Annotated in this window: 13 protein-coding genes; 3 read left to right on the forward strand and 10 right to left on the reverse strand. The window is 71.4% G+C overall.

The window, feature by feature from the left end; genetic code table 11:
* From QSK25_RS35300 to QSK25_RS35310, 3 genes are all read right to left on the reverse strand, one after another.
* The gene (locus tag QSK25_RS35300; protein ID WP_285644815.1) at window positions 1-834 is read right to left on the reverse strand and encodes a WXG100 family type VII secretion target; all 834 of its coding nucleotides are present in this window, start codon (window positions 832-834) and stop codon (window positions 1-3) included.
* A gap of 26 nt (window positions 835-860) precedes the next feature.
* Window positions 861-1,367: a YbaB/EbfC family nucleoid-associated protein gene (locus QSK25_RS35305; protein ID WP_285644816.1), complete on the reverse strand. Its 507-nt coding sequence runs from the start codon at window positions 1,365-1,367 to the stop codon at window positions 861-863.
* A gap of 143 nt (window positions 1,368-1,510) precedes the next feature.
* A complete protein-coding gene (locus QSK25_RS35310) occupies window positions 1,511-3,106 on the reverse strand; it encodes a glycoside hydrolase family 64 protein (protein ID WP_285644817.1) in 1,596 nt (531 codons plus the stop codon).
* Window positions 3,107-3,341: 235 nt separating this feature from the next.
* Between QSK25_RS35310 and QSK25_RS35315 the strand changes: the two genes are divergently transcribed.
* The 3 genes from QSK25_RS35315 to QSK25_RS35325 are packed head-to-tail and all read left to right on the forward strand — an operon-like array spanning window position 3,342 to window position 4,730.
* The gene (locus QSK25_RS35315) at window positions 3,342-3,929 is read left to right on the forward strand and encodes a class I SAM-dependent methyltransferase (protein WP_285644819.1); all 588 of its coding nucleotides are present in this window, start codon (window positions 3,342-3,344) and stop codon (window positions 3,927-3,929) included.
* A gap of 38 nt (window positions 3,930-3,967) precedes the next feature.
* Window positions 3,968-4,348: a hypothetical protein gene (locus QSK25_RS35320; protein ID WP_285644820.1), complete on the forward strand. Its 381-nt coding sequence runs from the start codon at window positions 3,968-3,970 to the stop codon at window positions 4,346-4,348.
* A complete protein-coding gene (locus tag QSK25_RS35325; protein WP_285644821.1) occupies window positions 4,341-4,730 on the forward strand; it encodes a hypothetical protein in 390 nt (129 codons plus the stop codon). Before QSK25_RS35320 ends, QSK25_RS35325 begins: the two co-directional genes overlap by 8 nt.
* Window positions 4,731-4,743: 13 nt before the next feature.
* Here the strand turns inward: QSK25_RS35325 and QSK25_RS35330 are convergent, their stop codons facing one another.
* The 7 genes from QSK25_RS35330 to mppP all read right to left on the reverse strand — a co-directional run bounded on the left by QSK25_RS35330 (window position 4,744) and on the right by mppP (window position 13,142).
* Window positions 4,744-7,281 carry an ABC transporter permease gene (locus QSK25_RS35330; RefSeq protein WP_285644823.1) on the reverse strand — a complete coding sequence of 846 codons (2,538 nt, stop codon included), beginning with the start codon at window positions 7,279-7,281 and terminating at the stop codon, window positions 4,744-4,746.
* Between the two features lie 27 nt (window positions 7,282-7,308).
* Window positions 7,309-8,079 (reverse strand): ABC transporter ATP-binding protein, encoded by a 771-nt coding sequence (locus QSK25_RS35335; protein WP_352236726.1) that lies wholly within the window; start codon window positions 8,077-8,079, stop codon window positions 7,309-7,311.
* A gap of 85 nt (window positions 8,080-8,164) precedes the next feature.
* Window positions 8,165-8,815 (reverse strand): response regulator, encoded by a 651-nt coding sequence (locus tag QSK25_RS35340; protein WP_285644826.1) that lies wholly within the window; start codon window positions 8,813-8,815, stop codon window positions 8,165-8,167.
* On the reverse strand, window positions 8,803-10,044 hold the full coding sequence (locus tag QSK25_RS35345; RefSeq protein WP_285644828.1) for a sensor histidine kinase: 1,242 nt from the start codon (window positions 10,042-10,044) through the stop codon (window positions 8,803-8,805). Before QSK25_RS35345 ends, QSK25_RS35340 begins: the two co-directional genes overlap by 13 nt.
* A 25-nt stretch (window positions 10,045-10,069) precedes the next feature.
* Complete coding sequence (gene mppR, locus QSK25_RS35350) at window positions 10,070-10,867, reverse strand: enduracididine biosynthesis enzyme MppR (protein WP_285644830.1); 798 nt, start codon at window positions 10,865-10,867, stop codon at window positions 10,070-10,072.
* Window positions 10,864-12,000, reverse strand: a complete 1,137-nt coding sequence (locus QSK25_RS35355) for an aminotransferase class I/II-fold pyridoxal phosphate-dependent enzyme (RefSeq protein WP_285644832.1) — start codon at window positions 11,998-12,000, stop codon at window positions 10,864-10,866. The genes mppR and QSK25_RS35355 overlap by 4 nt, the downstream gene beginning before the upstream one ends.
* Entirely contained in the window at window positions 11,997-13,142 is a 1,146-nt protein-coding gene (gene mppP / locus QSK25_RS35360) for an enduracididine biosynthesis enzyme MppP (RefSeq protein ID WP_285645086.1), read from the reverse strand. Before mppP ends, QSK25_RS35355 begins: the two co-directional genes overlap by 4 nt.

The raw sequence follows: 13,142 nt of genomic DNA on the forward strand, positions 1-13,142 counted from the left end.
TCAGGCGGTGGCGGGCGGCATGTCGTAGGGCTTCACGGCGTCGTAGGCGGTCTTCGCGTAGCCGCCGTACTCGGCGAACCGTTCCAGGCCCTTGACCAGGCCCTGCATCTTCTCGGCGAGCTTCGCCATGCGTCCGCCGAAGCGGGCCATGGCGGAGGCGAGCTTCGAGAGCCTGCCCGCGATCTTGGTGGCCATCATGGCGGCACGGGTGCCCGCGTAGCCGGCGAACGCGGCGATGGAACTGCCCAGCGTGACCACCGCCGACGCGGCGGCGATGAGGGCGCTCGCGATCAGTTCGCCGATGAGGTCGGAGATCCAGCCGAACACCAGCGAGCGCAGTTCGCAGACGAGGGCGCCGGACAACGCGTAGATGGCGGCGGTGCCGTCCATCGTCTTGCCGAGCGCCTCGTACTCGCCCGCCATCTGGTCCATCTCGCGCTTGAACGCGTCCCCCGACTCACCCTCCCAGTCGGAGACGGAACGCAGGTCCTCGCGGTGCTCCCGCGCGATCATCTTCATCTCCAGCGCGGCCTGCTTGAGCTGGTCGGTGTTCGCGTTGATCTCGTCCGGGTTGCCCAGCAACGCGTCCAGCGGCTCGCGCAGGAAGTCGACGTGCTCGAGCAGCCAGCCGACACCGGCGGACGCGAGCATGCCGAGCGGGTTCGCCATCGTGGCGACGACGTCGACGACCACGCCGGCACCGCCGAGCGCGACGTCGATGACGTCCGGGCCCTCGCCCTCCGACTCCGACGTCAGCGAGTCGACGAACCCGGCGACGCTGTCGACCACGCCTGCGCCGGTCGACCACGTGGTGGTGCTGTTCTCCTCAGACATGGTGTCCCCCAGTGCTGTTCAGCGGTTCAGCGGTTCTTGAAGATCGAACCGTCGCTGAAGTCCTCGTCCTCGTCACTGCTCGGCCGCGGCGCGGGACGGCGCGCGGGCGGAGGTGCGGGGGCGGTCGCGGCGCGTTCCTCGTACTCCTCGTTGAACGCGTAGGCGGGAGCCCCCGGCTGCTCCTCTTCCTCCGGCGGCGGGAGGTACTCGGTGATCACGCGGTACGTCTCGGAGCCCTCGCCCTCGACCGCGGCGAACGTCTCCGCGACCTTCACGGCCGCGCCGCGCTGCGCCTTGCGCGCGATCTCCAGGATCTCGGCGGACAGCTGCCCGTGCGACTTGCGCAGGGCGTCCGCGGTCAGCTCGAGGCCGGTCAGTGCGCCGTTGGGGGCGACGCTCACCGTGATCGTCCCGTCGTTCGACGACGCGGACCCGCCCGCCTGCGCGAGTCCTTCCTGGACGGCGGCGGCCTTGGCCTGCGCGTCGGCGATCTTCGCCTCGAAGTCGCGCATCCACTCTTCGGGCGTCTTCACCTTGCGCTCCATCCCCGTTGGACCGTACGGACCAAAGGATTCCACAAACGCCCAGTACGCGTTGCCCGAACTCCCGAGATCGGCCGGGAACACGACGACGCCGGGGCGTACCAGCCGCCCCGGCGTCAGGTCGAACAAGAGGTCTAGCCGCGGTGCCACTTCTGGTTGGCGCCGCCCACGCAGTCCCACATGTGCAGGACGGCGTCGTTGTTCGGGTTCCACTCGGCGATGTCGACGCACTTGTTCGCCTGCGGGTTGACCAGGTCGCCGTTGCCGTTCAGCGTGAACTGCTGCGCTGGGTTGCCCGAGCAGGTCGCCAACTGGACGGCGGCGCCGTTGTCGCGGGAGCCCCACGCCACGTCCACGCACTTGTTGTTCTCGGTGCGCAGGGTGCCGTTCACCCACTCGAACTTCTGGTTCGTGCCGCCCGTGCAGTTCCACACGATGAGGCGCTGGCCGTCGGCGAAGTTCCAGTTCGGCACGTCGATGCACTTGCCGTGCCAGTCGCTGACGATGCTGCCGGAGTTCGACGCGGGCGGCGGGGTGGAGCCGCCGCTGAACGGGGTGAGGATGATGCCGGCCGAACGCGGGTCGCCGTCGTGCACCAGGGATTCCTGGGCCTGGACGTCGTCGAACGCGAAGCCGTACGCCTTGCCGTCCACCATGTTCTGGTGCACCAGCCGGGAGTAGTGGTTGGTGATCGCGCCCTGGTAGAAGTCCGCGGGGCCGCCGCCCGGCTGGGTGGTGATGCGGTCCAGCGTGGTGCGGTGCAGCGCGGCGCACAGGGTGCGGGCGATCGGGCCGACGATCTGGTCGTTCGGGGCGTGCAGGGCGCCGTCGCAGCCCCAGACGTTCGAAGTGGACGGTTTCGCGAACGACGCGACCTGCTGGCCGGCCGAGTTCGTGAAGTTCATGGTGTTGCCGGAGGTGCGGCCGAAGTACTTCACGTCCGGACGGTCGCCGAACGGTTGCACCGTCAGGGTTTTGCCCGTGTAGGCGTTCCACGCCTGGGTGATGTACGGGTCGAGGTAGTTGCGGTCGAAGTTGCCGACGTCGGCCGCCTTGCCCGGCGCGAGCACGCGCAGGACGGTGCCGTCCGACCGCGACATGATCGAGCCGCCCCAGCCGGACTGGCCGCGGATGCCGTTGATGACGGCGTCACGGCCGCCCGGCTTGAGCTCGCCGGTCTTCTTCGTCGCGCCGCTCGCGCCCGTCACGGTCACCGCGTGCGGCACCGCGAACATGTCCACCTGGGAGCTGTTGAGCCAGAGACCGGCGTCGTTGTAGGTGAACTCGCTCCAGTCGAACAGGATGCCGCTGTTCGGGTCGCCGCCCGCCCACGGCGCGGGTTGCACCAGGCCGTCGGGGGTCAGGAAGAACTTGAGCTTCTCGCCGAACGACATGTAGACGCGGCCCGAGATGAACCGGGGCACGCGCAACGTGGTGGTGCCGCCCTGGCCGGGACCGGCGATCGACACGTCCGGCGCCGGGGTGGGCGGGTTGCCGCCCGGCGACCACGGCGTGAAGGTGCCGCCCTGGTTGACGAACCCGAGGCGGCCGTTGCGGATGTCGGTGCCCAGGACGTACAGGTGCACGGACTCCGACCGGCCGCTGTTGTTGGTGACGTTCAGGGGCAGCAGGTCGGGACCGATGGCCTGTGCCGGTGTCATCGCGATGGCCGCCGACGCGGTCGCCGCCAGTGCGGCGAGCGCGCTCAACCACTTTGTCCGAGTGCGCATGTGACTCCTTGTGCAGGGGGTGCTCCGCTGGCAGGTCACCGACCGGGAACCGCAGGAGCGGTCGGTGCACTCCGGCCCGAGAAATGGTCCAGACCGGTTATGAGAGCGCTTCCATGGTTGTTCGCAGATGGGAGCGATGTCAATACCGGGCCGTAACCGGGCACGGCCGTGATCACGGTCGGGCCGTCCGGGCAAGTGCGGCGGGATCGTCGGTGCGGTGCGCGAAGCTGGGCGGATGAGCAACGAGGTGCGCGAGTTCTGGGACGGCCACGCGGCGACGTTCGACGAGGAACCCGACCACGGACTCCGCGATCCCGCGGTGCGCGACGCGTGGGCACGACTGCTGCTGCCGCTGGTGCCGGTGACCGGAGCACGGGTGGTCGACCTGGGGTGCGGTACCGGCAGCCTGTCCGTGCTGCTCGCGCAGGCGGGACACCGGGTCAGCGGGGTCGACCTGTCCGGGCGGATGGTCGCCGCGGCACGGGCGAAGGCGGAGGCCGCCGGGGTCGGCGCCGAGTTCACCGAGGGCGACGCCTCGACGCCGCCGTACGAGCCGGGGACCGCGGACGTGGTGCTGGCGCGGCACGTGTTGTGGGCGTTGCCCGATCCCGCTTCCGCGATCGCGCGCTGGGCCGGGTTGCTCAGGCCGGGCGGCAGGATGGTGCTGGTCGAGGGGCGCTGGTCCACCGGCGCCGGGCTGACGGCGGAGGAGTGCCGGGCGCTCGTGCGGGGCACCGGCCGCCACGCCGGGGTCACCCGCCTCGACGACGCCGCGTTGTGGGGGCGGGAGATCGACGACGAGCGGTATCTGCTGGTCAGCTAGATTCCGGGGTAGTCCCGTTCGTCCTCCGGAAGAGCCACATGATCGACGTGTTGCCGACGGTGCTGACCGTCCTCGCGCTCGCGGGTGCCGCCTACGCGGGCCTGCTGATCGCGCTGAACAAGGCCCTGCTGCCGCTGACGCCCCTGACGAAGGGGCTGGTGGGCACCCTGGCCGTGCTCGAGGTGGGTCTGTTCGTGCAGGCCGTCGCCGGGCTCGCCGCGCTGCCGGGGCTCGACCGCGAGATCCAGACGTGGTCGTTCCTCGGGTACCTGCTCGGGCCGCTGGTGATCCTGCCGGTCGGGGTCGCCTGGGCGGGCGGCGAACGCACCCGCTGGAGCGCCGGCGTGCTGGTGGTGGCGTGCCTCAGCGTGCCGGTGATGATCCTGCGGCTCGGGCAGGTCTGGGCCGGCCATGCGTGAGCTCCGCGAGGGTCCCGGCCGCATGCTGATCGCCGTCTACGGCATCTTCGCGATCGCCGCGACGTCCCGGTCGGCCGTGCAGATCGGCACGCGGTTCGAGCACGCGCCGGTCGCGTACGTGCTGTCCGCGTTCGCCGCGCTGGTCTACGTGCTCGCGACGGTCGCGCTGGCCAGGGGCGGGCGCAGGATCGCATTGGTGGCGTGCTCGATCGAACTCGCGGGCGTGCTGCTCGTCGGCGCGGCGAGTCTGCTCGTGCCGCAGGAGTTCCCGGACGCCACGGTGTGGTCGTTCTTCGGCATCGGCTACGGGTTCATCCCCCTCGTGCTGCCCGTGCTCGGGCTGTGGTGGCTGCGGAGGACGGGGCCGTCAGGGGGAGGGTGACGGCCCCGAGCACCTACTCCGCGGGCCGGGCCGCGGCCGTCACCTTCAAAGCGCGCATCGTCGGCACCATGCCGCCGGCCAGCGCGATCACCACGCAGGTCGCCACGACCCCGATGAGCTGCAGCAACGGCAGGTCCATCACGGCCTCCGCGCCCGTCGAGGCCAGGCCGCGCCAGACGCCCACCACGGTGACGACCGCGACCAGCAGGCCCAGCACCACGCCCACCAGCACCACGGCCATGATCTCGCCCAGCATCACGCCGGTGATCTGCCTGCCGGTGGCGCCGATCCGGCGCATCAGCCTGATCTCCTCGGTCCGTTCGCCCATCGACATCGCGAGCGTGTTGGCGATCGAGATGCCGGTGTAGAGGATCGCCATGCCGAACAGCAACGCGATGGCGACCAGGTTGTCCTGCTGGGAGTTCTGCGACTGGCTGCTCAGCCACTCCTCGGACGTCGCGACCGTCACGCCGGGCAACTCGGCCAACGCGTCCCGCACGTCGTCGAGGTCCGCGCCCGGAGCCAGCGTCACGTAGGCCTCACTGGTCAACGGATCGTGCACGTGTCCAGCGGCGATCTCGGGTGTCAGCAGGACGTCCGGCAGGCCGGCGTCCGCACCGAGCACCGCCGCGACCGTCACCGGAACCGCCGTGCCGTCGCCCAGGTACACCGTCGTCTGCTGACCGGCGGTCCAGCCCAGCAGTCCCGAGGCCTCCCGGTTCACGACCACGGTCGAGCCGGTGAACGCGTCCAGCGAGCCGGACGCGGCAGCGACCTTGAACACCGTGCCCAGTGTCTTCGGGTCGGCGACCCCCATCGTGACCTGGTCGGGTTCGCCCAGGTTGGGCGCCCAGCCGTTGGTCTGCACGACCCCGGCGACGTCCGCGACCCCGGCGATCGACCTCATCCTGCCGATCGTGTCCTGCGGCAGCCCGGCCCCGCTGGACGCCGTCACCACGAACGGCGCCGACAGGTGCGCACGGGCGTCGGCGGCAGCGGTCGCGGAGGTCGTGGCGATCACGCCCAGCATCGACGACCCGATCGCCACGGTGATCAGGATCGGCGCGGCGAGTGCGGCCACCCGGCGCGGCGCGGAACGGCTGTTGGCCCCCGCAAGCAGGCCCGTCACGTCGGTCCACGCGGACAACGGCCGGGCCAGCAGCCACACCAGCGGCGGCACGAACAACGGCGCCAGCGCGGCCAGCGCCACCACCAGGACCTCGGTCAGTACGATCGCGAAGACGACCGACGCCTCCCCGCCCACGCGCGCCATCAGCAGGATCATCACCAGCGCCAGCGCGAAGAAGCCGATGCCGATCAGCCACCGGCCCCGCGTCATGACGCCCTGCTCGACGTCGGCCTGCCGCAACGCCTCGACGGCGGCGACCTTGCCCGCCTGCCGCGACGCCGCGAACACCCCGGCGACCGAAACCCCGACCCCCACGAGGAAAGCCACGATCAAGGCCAGCGGAGCGACGGGCGCGCTGAAGCCGGGCGGAGCGATGCCGAAACTGACGGTCAGCCCGGCGAGGACCTGTCCGCCGATCGCACCGAGCACGCAGCCGGCCAACGACGCGAGCGTGCCCACGATCGCGGACTCGCCGATCATCATCCGCTGCACCTGCTTCGGCGTCGCGCCGACGGTCCGCAGCAACGCCAGCTCACGACGTCGTTGCGCCACCACGAAGGCGAACGTGCTGGCCACCACGAAGACCGACACGAACGCCGAGATCAACGCGGTGATCGCCAGGAACGACCCGGAGTCGGTGACGGCACTGGTGTAGTCGCTGACCGTCGCGGGGTCGAGCTTGTCGGTCCCGGTCACCACGACCAGCGACTGGTCCCCCAACGCCGCCCGCAGCTGCTCGGCCAGCGCCTCGGCGGCGACCCCGTCCTCCGCGAACACGCCCACGGCGTCCACGAAGTCCTTGGCACCGGACAACTCCGCCGCGACCTGGTCCGGGAAGAACACGGCGGGCGCAGCGAACCGCCCGTCGCCACCGGGCCCCTGGGCGACACCGGCGACCGTCACGTCCCGGACCCCGCCCAACGTGATGACCTGGGTGCGGTCACCGGGTTCGAGGTTCTGCGCGGCGGCGGTGCCGGCGTCCAGCACGACCTCGTCCCGGCCGCGGGGTTCGTTGCCCGCGGTCAACCGGTACGGCGCCAGCGCGGCACTCGACCAGCCGTGACCGGCCCGCGTGCCGTCCGCCCCACCGACCAGGGTGGCGGAGAACGTCCGGTCCAGCGCGACCGCCCGAACACCCGGCACGGCGTCCACAGTGGACCCGAGACCGGCGGGAACCCGGCGCGCCTCCAGCAACAGGGGCGCGTAGTCGAACGTCGTCTCGCCGTCGTCGGTCGGGATGTGCGCACGCTGCTGGGCCCGCACGACCACCGAGGCGGCCTCGAACCGGCCGGCGCCGATCTGGTCGCGCACCAGCGAGGCGTCCCTGGTGGCGAGCAGCATCTGGCCGGTGGCGGCGAGCATCGTCACGCCCAGCACGACCACGACGATCAGGCCGGTGAAGAGCTTCCAGCGTGTTCGCACCGAAAGCAGGGAGATCCAGAACACCGGTCAGCCCCCCAGCGCGGCGAGCTTGGCCGCGACCGACTCGGGCGTGGGCTGCCGTTGCTCGGCCACCACGACACCGTCGCTCAGGAACACGACGCGGTCCGCGCACGCCGCGGCCATCGGGTCGTGGGTGGCCATGATGACGGTCTGCCCGCGCACGTCGACGAGGTGCCGCAACGCGCTCAGCACTTCCCGTCCGTTGTGGACGTCGAGGGCGCCCGTGGGTTCGTCGGCGAAGAGGACTTCCGGGTTGGTGATCAACGCACGGGCGATCGCCACGCGTTGCTGCTGACCACCGGAGAGCTGGCCGGGGCGGTGCTTCGCGCGGTCGGCCAGCCCGACCTGGCGCAGGGCGTCGATCACCTGGGACGACGGCGGCTTGTGCCCGGCGAGCCGCAACGGCAGCATCACGTTCTGCTCGGCGGTCAGGGCGGGCAACAGGTTGTAGGCCTGGAACACCATGCTGATGCGGCTGCGGCGCAGCCGGGCGAGCGAGTCCTCGTCGAGCCTGCTGATGTCGGTCTCGCCGATGAACACCTGCCCGGCGCTCGGCCTGATCAGACCGGCCGCGCAGTGCAGCAGCGTGGTCTTGCCGGAACCGGACGGGCCCATCACCGCCGTCATCGAGCCGCGGCCGAAGCCCAGCGCCACCTGGCGGACGGCGTGCACCACGGCGTACTTCGTGCCGTAGTTCATCGTGACGTCCATCAACGTGACGGCGTCGCCGAGCGACCTGCCGACCGGTGCGGTCGTTTCTCCCCTTGTGCCGAACATGCCTCAAGTCAACAAGCCGGGGAGCGCGCACACATCGCAGTTCGCTGCGATCTTGGGGGTGCAGCTACCTACACCCTCGAACGGACTACTCCCGTTCGCTGTTCAGGTACGCGAGCACGGCCAGCACCCGCCGGTTGCCGCTGTCCGCGGGCTGCAACCCGAGCTTGGTGAAGATCGCGCCGATGTGCTTCTGCACGGACGATTCCGTGATGTGCAGGCGCTCTCTGATGGTGGTGTTGTCGTGGCCCTGCGCCATCAACGCCAGCACCTCGCGTTCGCGCGGGGACAGGGCGTCGACCGGGTCGTGTGCCCGGCGCGTCAGCAGCTGCCGCACCACCTCGGGGTCCATCACCGTGCCGCCGCCCGCGACCCGCACCAGCGCGTCCACGAACTCCTCGACCCGCGACACCCGGTCCTTCAACAGGTAGCCGACGCCACCGGGCGCGTCGGCCATCAGTTCGGTGGCGTAGCTGGTCTCGACGTACTGCGAGAGCACGAGGATCGGCAACCCCGGCACGCGGCGCCGGGCTTCCAGCGCGGCACGGATGCCCTCGTCGCGGAACGTCGGAGGCATCCGCACGTCCACGATCGCGACCTCGGGCCGGTGTTCGACGGCGGCCTCGACGAAGCTCTCGCCGTCGACCACCCGCGCCACGACCTCGAAACCCGCCCTGGACAACAACAACGCGAGCCCCTCGGCCAGCAGGACGTTGTCCTCCGCGATCACCGCCCGCACGGCAACTCCACCACGATCCTGCTCGGTCCGCCCACGGGACTCGTCACCGTCACCACTCCGTCCAACGCGGCGACGCGGCGGCGGATGCCGACCACGCCGCTGCCACCCGCTTCGTCGACACCGCCGCGGCCGTCGTCCGTCACGTCCACGACCAGCCGTTCCCCCGCCGCGTGCACCCGCACGTCGACGGACTTCGCGCCGCTGTGCTTGGCCACGTTCGTCAACGCCTCGGCCAGCACGAAGTAGGCCGCCGTCTCCACCGCGGCCGGCAGCTCACCGGTCTCGTCGAGATCGAGGTGCGCGGGCACCGGGCAGTCGGCCACGAGCGACCGCACGGCTCCGGCCAGACCGCGGTCCGCGAGGATCGGCGGGTAGATCGCGCGCACGATGGTGCGCAGCTCCGTCATCGCCGCCTCGACGCCCTCGGTCGCCTCGCCGAGCAGCTTCGCCGCCACCTCGGGTTCGCTGCCCATCGTCTGGCGCACGATGCCGAGCCGCAGCGCGATCGACACCAGCCGCGCCTGGACGCCGTCGTGCAGGTCGCGTTCGATGCGGCGCAGTTCGGCTCCGTGCGCGGCCAGCGCACCGGCACGGGACGACGTGAGCACCTCGACGCGTTCCTCGAGCTGTTCGGCGTCCGACCGGTCCAGCACGGCCAGCGTCAGCGCGGCCCACCAGCGGGCGAGGCTCGGCAGCACGAACACCAGCAACGCGCCGGAGACCAGCAGCACCGGAACGCCGCTGACCACGGCCGTGCCCCAGTCGCCGATCGTGACGCCCGGCAGCAGCTGCACGGGGTCGGAGTCGGGCAGCGCCCACCAGAACAACGTGCCCGCGAGCGACGCGAGCCCCAGTCCCAGCGCCAGTGCCGTCAGCAGCCCGAGCGGCAGCCCGACGACCACCTGCACGGGCAGCCAGGCGAGGTCGCGCCACGTCGTCGGGTCGCCGAAGACCCCGCGCCACCAGCTGAAGACCCCGCCCCGCACCGGCTCGAACCGCCGCCGCACCTTGCGGCCGAGCAGGTGCCCGGCCAGCGTCCGGTGCGTGTCGGTCCACAGCCGCAGCACGACCAGCACCAGCGGCAGGAAGACCAGCCCGATCCCGCCCGCGACGATCGACAGCGCGGCGAGCAGCAGGGCGAACGGGAACAACGCCGTCACGACCGCCGAAGGCCCCATGAGCAGCATCGTGGGCGCGGTTCGACGCACGCCACCCCAGATCGCCCTCACCACCCCATCCTCCCGGATCGGCCGGTCAGCCGAGCAGGCGGCCACCCACCAGCGTCTCGGCGTAGGAGAAGACGTACCCGGCGCCGACCTCGACCGGTGCCAGCGCGGCGAAGTCGCCGTCCAGCACGTCGAACAGGCGCAGGTCGGCCTCGCCCTGCCAGACCGGCGTGAACTCGACGCCGGTCACCTCGGAGCTGACCAGCTGGCTCACCGGTTCGTCCTGCGGGGTCCACGCGGGGAAGTACCTGGTGTGCACCAGCGGAACGGTGTGCAGCACCGGCGGTTCGTCCGCGAGCCCGGTGATCTTGACGCTCGCCTCGGCGACCCGCCTGCCGGACACCGACAACGACCCGTGCAGCTTCTCCCCCGGCCCCGGCCGCTGCCCCGCGAGCCCGACGGGCTTCGGCCGCGTCTGGTGGATCTCGCCGAACTGCTTCGGCATGCCCTGGATCCAGCCGCGCACCATCGGCACCGGCGCGTCGACCCACGCGTAGGGGCAGCGCGCCATCGCCTTACCCCCGTAGCTGCACCCGATGAGCAGCAGGAACTCGGTGAACTGGCAGGAAGCCGGGTCCTCGAGTTCCGCGCCGGACTCCGAGCACCACTGCCACTCGGCGAACACGGCGGCGGCCGCGCCGGGGTCGGGACCGAGGTCGAGGCCCGGCGGCAGGAACCGCGCGGCGGCGTCCGGGTCCACCCGGTAGTCGACCATGATCACGTCACCGGCGAAGTGCCACGGCGGCGGCGTGACCATCGACGACGTGCCGCTCGGCGACAGCGGCAAGCTGTAGCCGGTGGGCGTGGGCAGACTCGTTGCGGTCATGAGCTGATCCGTTCCGCTAGTGCCCCGGAACGCTCCCAGGCCGTGCGCAGCGCACGGCCCGCGGAGGCGAGTTCCTCGGGGCGGTTGAGGCTGTAGGAGAGCCGGACGCGGGGTGCGCCGGACGCACCGAACCGCGATCCGGCGGCGACCCGCACCCCGGCCTGGGACGCGGCCGCCACCAGGCCGTTCTCGGACTGCGAGGACCCGAAACGCAGCCAGAGGAAGAAGCCGCCTTCCGGGGTCGTGACGTCGAGGTCGCCGAGTGCGTCGAGCAAGGCGTCGCGCCGGCCGCGCAGCCGCACGCGCAACCGTTCCAGGTGCCGGTCGTACTCGCCCTGGGCGATCAGCACCGAGACGGCCAGCGACGTCAGGTGGTTGAGCGACCCTCCACTGTGGAACAACCCGTGCCCGAGCAGCCGTGCCACGACAGCGGGTCCGGCGGTGAGCCAGCCCAGGCGCAGCCCCGGGCCGAGGGTCTTGGAGAACGTGCCCAGCCGGATGACGCCGTCGGGATCCAGCCGCGCCAACGGTGGTGGCACGGCGGCGAAGCCCAGCTCGGCGTACGCGTCGTCCTCGACGACGAGCACCCCACGCCGGCGCGTCACCTCCAGCAGCTCGCGCCGGCGGCGTTCGCCCACCACCCGCCCGGTCGGGTTGTGGAACGTCGGGTTCAGGTAGGCGAACGCGACGTCACCGTCCAAAGCGGACTCCAGCGCGACCGGGTCCATCCCCTCGGAGTCCGCCGGCACGTGCACCAGCCGCAACCCGCAGCTGTCGAGGATCGCACGCCCGTAGTCGTAGCCGAGGCGGTCCGTCACGACGGTCTGCCCCGGCCGTCCGAACGTCGTGCCGAGCAGGTGCAACGCCTGCGAGGTGCCCGCTGTCACCACCACGTTCGCAGGCTCGACGAACGCCCGTTGCGCGAGGACCTCACGCAACGGGAGCGCTCCCGCGTTGTCCCCGTAGGCGAGGGCGGCCGACCCGAACTCGTCCAGCGCCCTCGCGTACGCGTACCGCACCAGCTCGACGGGCTGCAGGTCAGGACCGGGGTAGCCGGGCCCGAGGTCGAGGACGCCCGGCGGGGCGACCTCCTGCACGACCCCGAGGCGCCAGCCCGGCGGGAAGTGCGTCACGAGGACTCCAGCACCGACCGCAGCAGCCGGGTGGCGGCCTCGACGGCGGAGGGCGACCGGGACAGGGCGATCCGCAGGCAGTTCTCGCCCTCCTCCGGCCGGGCCCAGTGGAACGGCCCGCACGGCAGCGCGAACAGGTTGTGCTTGCGGAGTTCCTGCCACACCAGCAGGCCCGAGCGCGAGCCGAGGTGCACGCGCTCGACGCTCGCGCGGCTGGTGGGGTCCGGGAACGTCACCTCGGCGATGCCCGCGAGCCCGTCCCGCACGATCCTGCGGTTGGTGGCGATGAACCTGTGCAGGTCGGCGAGACCGCCCTCGGCGGCGTCCTCGGCGAGCCGCTTGATCATCAGCAGGATCAGCGGGGAGACGCCGAGCAGGATGTCCGAGTAGACCTTGCCGAGCGGCAGGCCGTTGTCCTCGGACGACACCAGCCAGCCGACCTTGAGCTCGAGCGTCGGCCACAGCTTGCCGGTGTCCTCGATGACCACCCAGCGGCAGCCGCTGTTCTGCAGCACCTCGTAGTGGTCGTAGTGCGCGGCCGGGTCGAACCCGCGGAACGACGTGTCGAGCGTCAGCACCACGTCGTGCTCGCGGCACTGCTCGGCCAGGCGCGCCAGGCGTTCGCGGGACACGACCTTGCCGGTGGGGTTGTTGGGCGTGGTGACGAAGATGCAGCCCACCGAGTCGAGCAGGTCGGCCGGGAGGTCACCGCCGTGCAGCGGTTCCTCCTCGACGGGAACGAGTTCCAGCCCGACGCCGCGCAGGATGTCCGGGATGTTGTCGAACGTCGGGTGCACCAGCGCGATCCGGTCGGTGACCGTGGCGAGCGACCGCGCGAAGATCTCCATCGCGACGGACGACGAGTAGCAGCTGAGCACCCGTCCCTCGGCCGTCGGGTAGGAGTGCTGGCCGAGGAGTTCGAAGTAGGTGCGGATCGCGTCGCGCTCGATCTCGTCGACCGGCTGCTTCGCCGCCTGCGCCCACAGCTGTGGCAGGTCCTCGACCATCCGCGACTGGCCGAGCGTCAGGTCCTGGCGGGCGTGACCGTCCGCGAGGTTCAGGGAACTGCTGAGGGCCAGGAACTCGAACTGGGTGAGGTTGCCCAGCTCGTCGTCGGTGGCCAGCACCTGGGTCTCCTGCAT

The sequence above is a fragment of the Lentzea sp. NBRC 102530 genome (assembly GCF_030269365.1).
In the GTDB taxonomy this organism is placed as follows: Bacteria; Actinomycetota; Actinomycetes; order Mycobacteriales; family Pseudonocardiaceae; genus Lentzea.

Coding starts and splice junctions, on each gene's coding strand:
- QSK25_RS35320 (WP_285644820.1), top strand. CDS start 3,968: ATGATCGACGTGTTGCCGACGGTGCTGACCGTCCTCGCGCTCGCGGGT.
- mppR (WP_285644830.1), bottom strand. CDS start 10,867: ATGACCGCAACGAGTCTGCCCACGCCCACCGGCTACAGCTTGCCGCTG.
- QSK25_RS35335 (WP_352236726.1), bottom strand. CDS start 8,079: ATGTTCGGCACAAGGGGAGAAACGACCGCACCGGTCGGCAGGTCGCTC.
- mppP (WP_285645086.1), bottom strand. CDS start 13,142: ATGCAGGAGACCCAGGTGCTGGCCACCGACGACGAGCTGGGCAACCTC.
- QSK25_RS35310 (WP_285644817.1), bottom strand. CDS start 3,106: ATGCGCACTCGGACAAAGTGGTTGAGCGCGCTCGCCGCACTGGCGGCG.
- QSK25_RS35315 (WP_285644819.1), top strand. CDS start 3,342: ATGAGCAACGAGGTGCGCGAGTTCTGGGACGGCCACGCGGCGACGTTC.
- QSK25_RS35300 (WP_285644815.1), bottom strand. CDS start 834: ATGTCTGAGGAGAACAGCACCACCACGTGGTCGACCGGCGCAGGCGTG.
- QSK25_RS35325 (WP_285644821.1), top strand. CDS start 4,341: ATGCGTGAGCTCCGCGAGGGTCCCGGCCGCATGCTGATCGCCGTCTAC.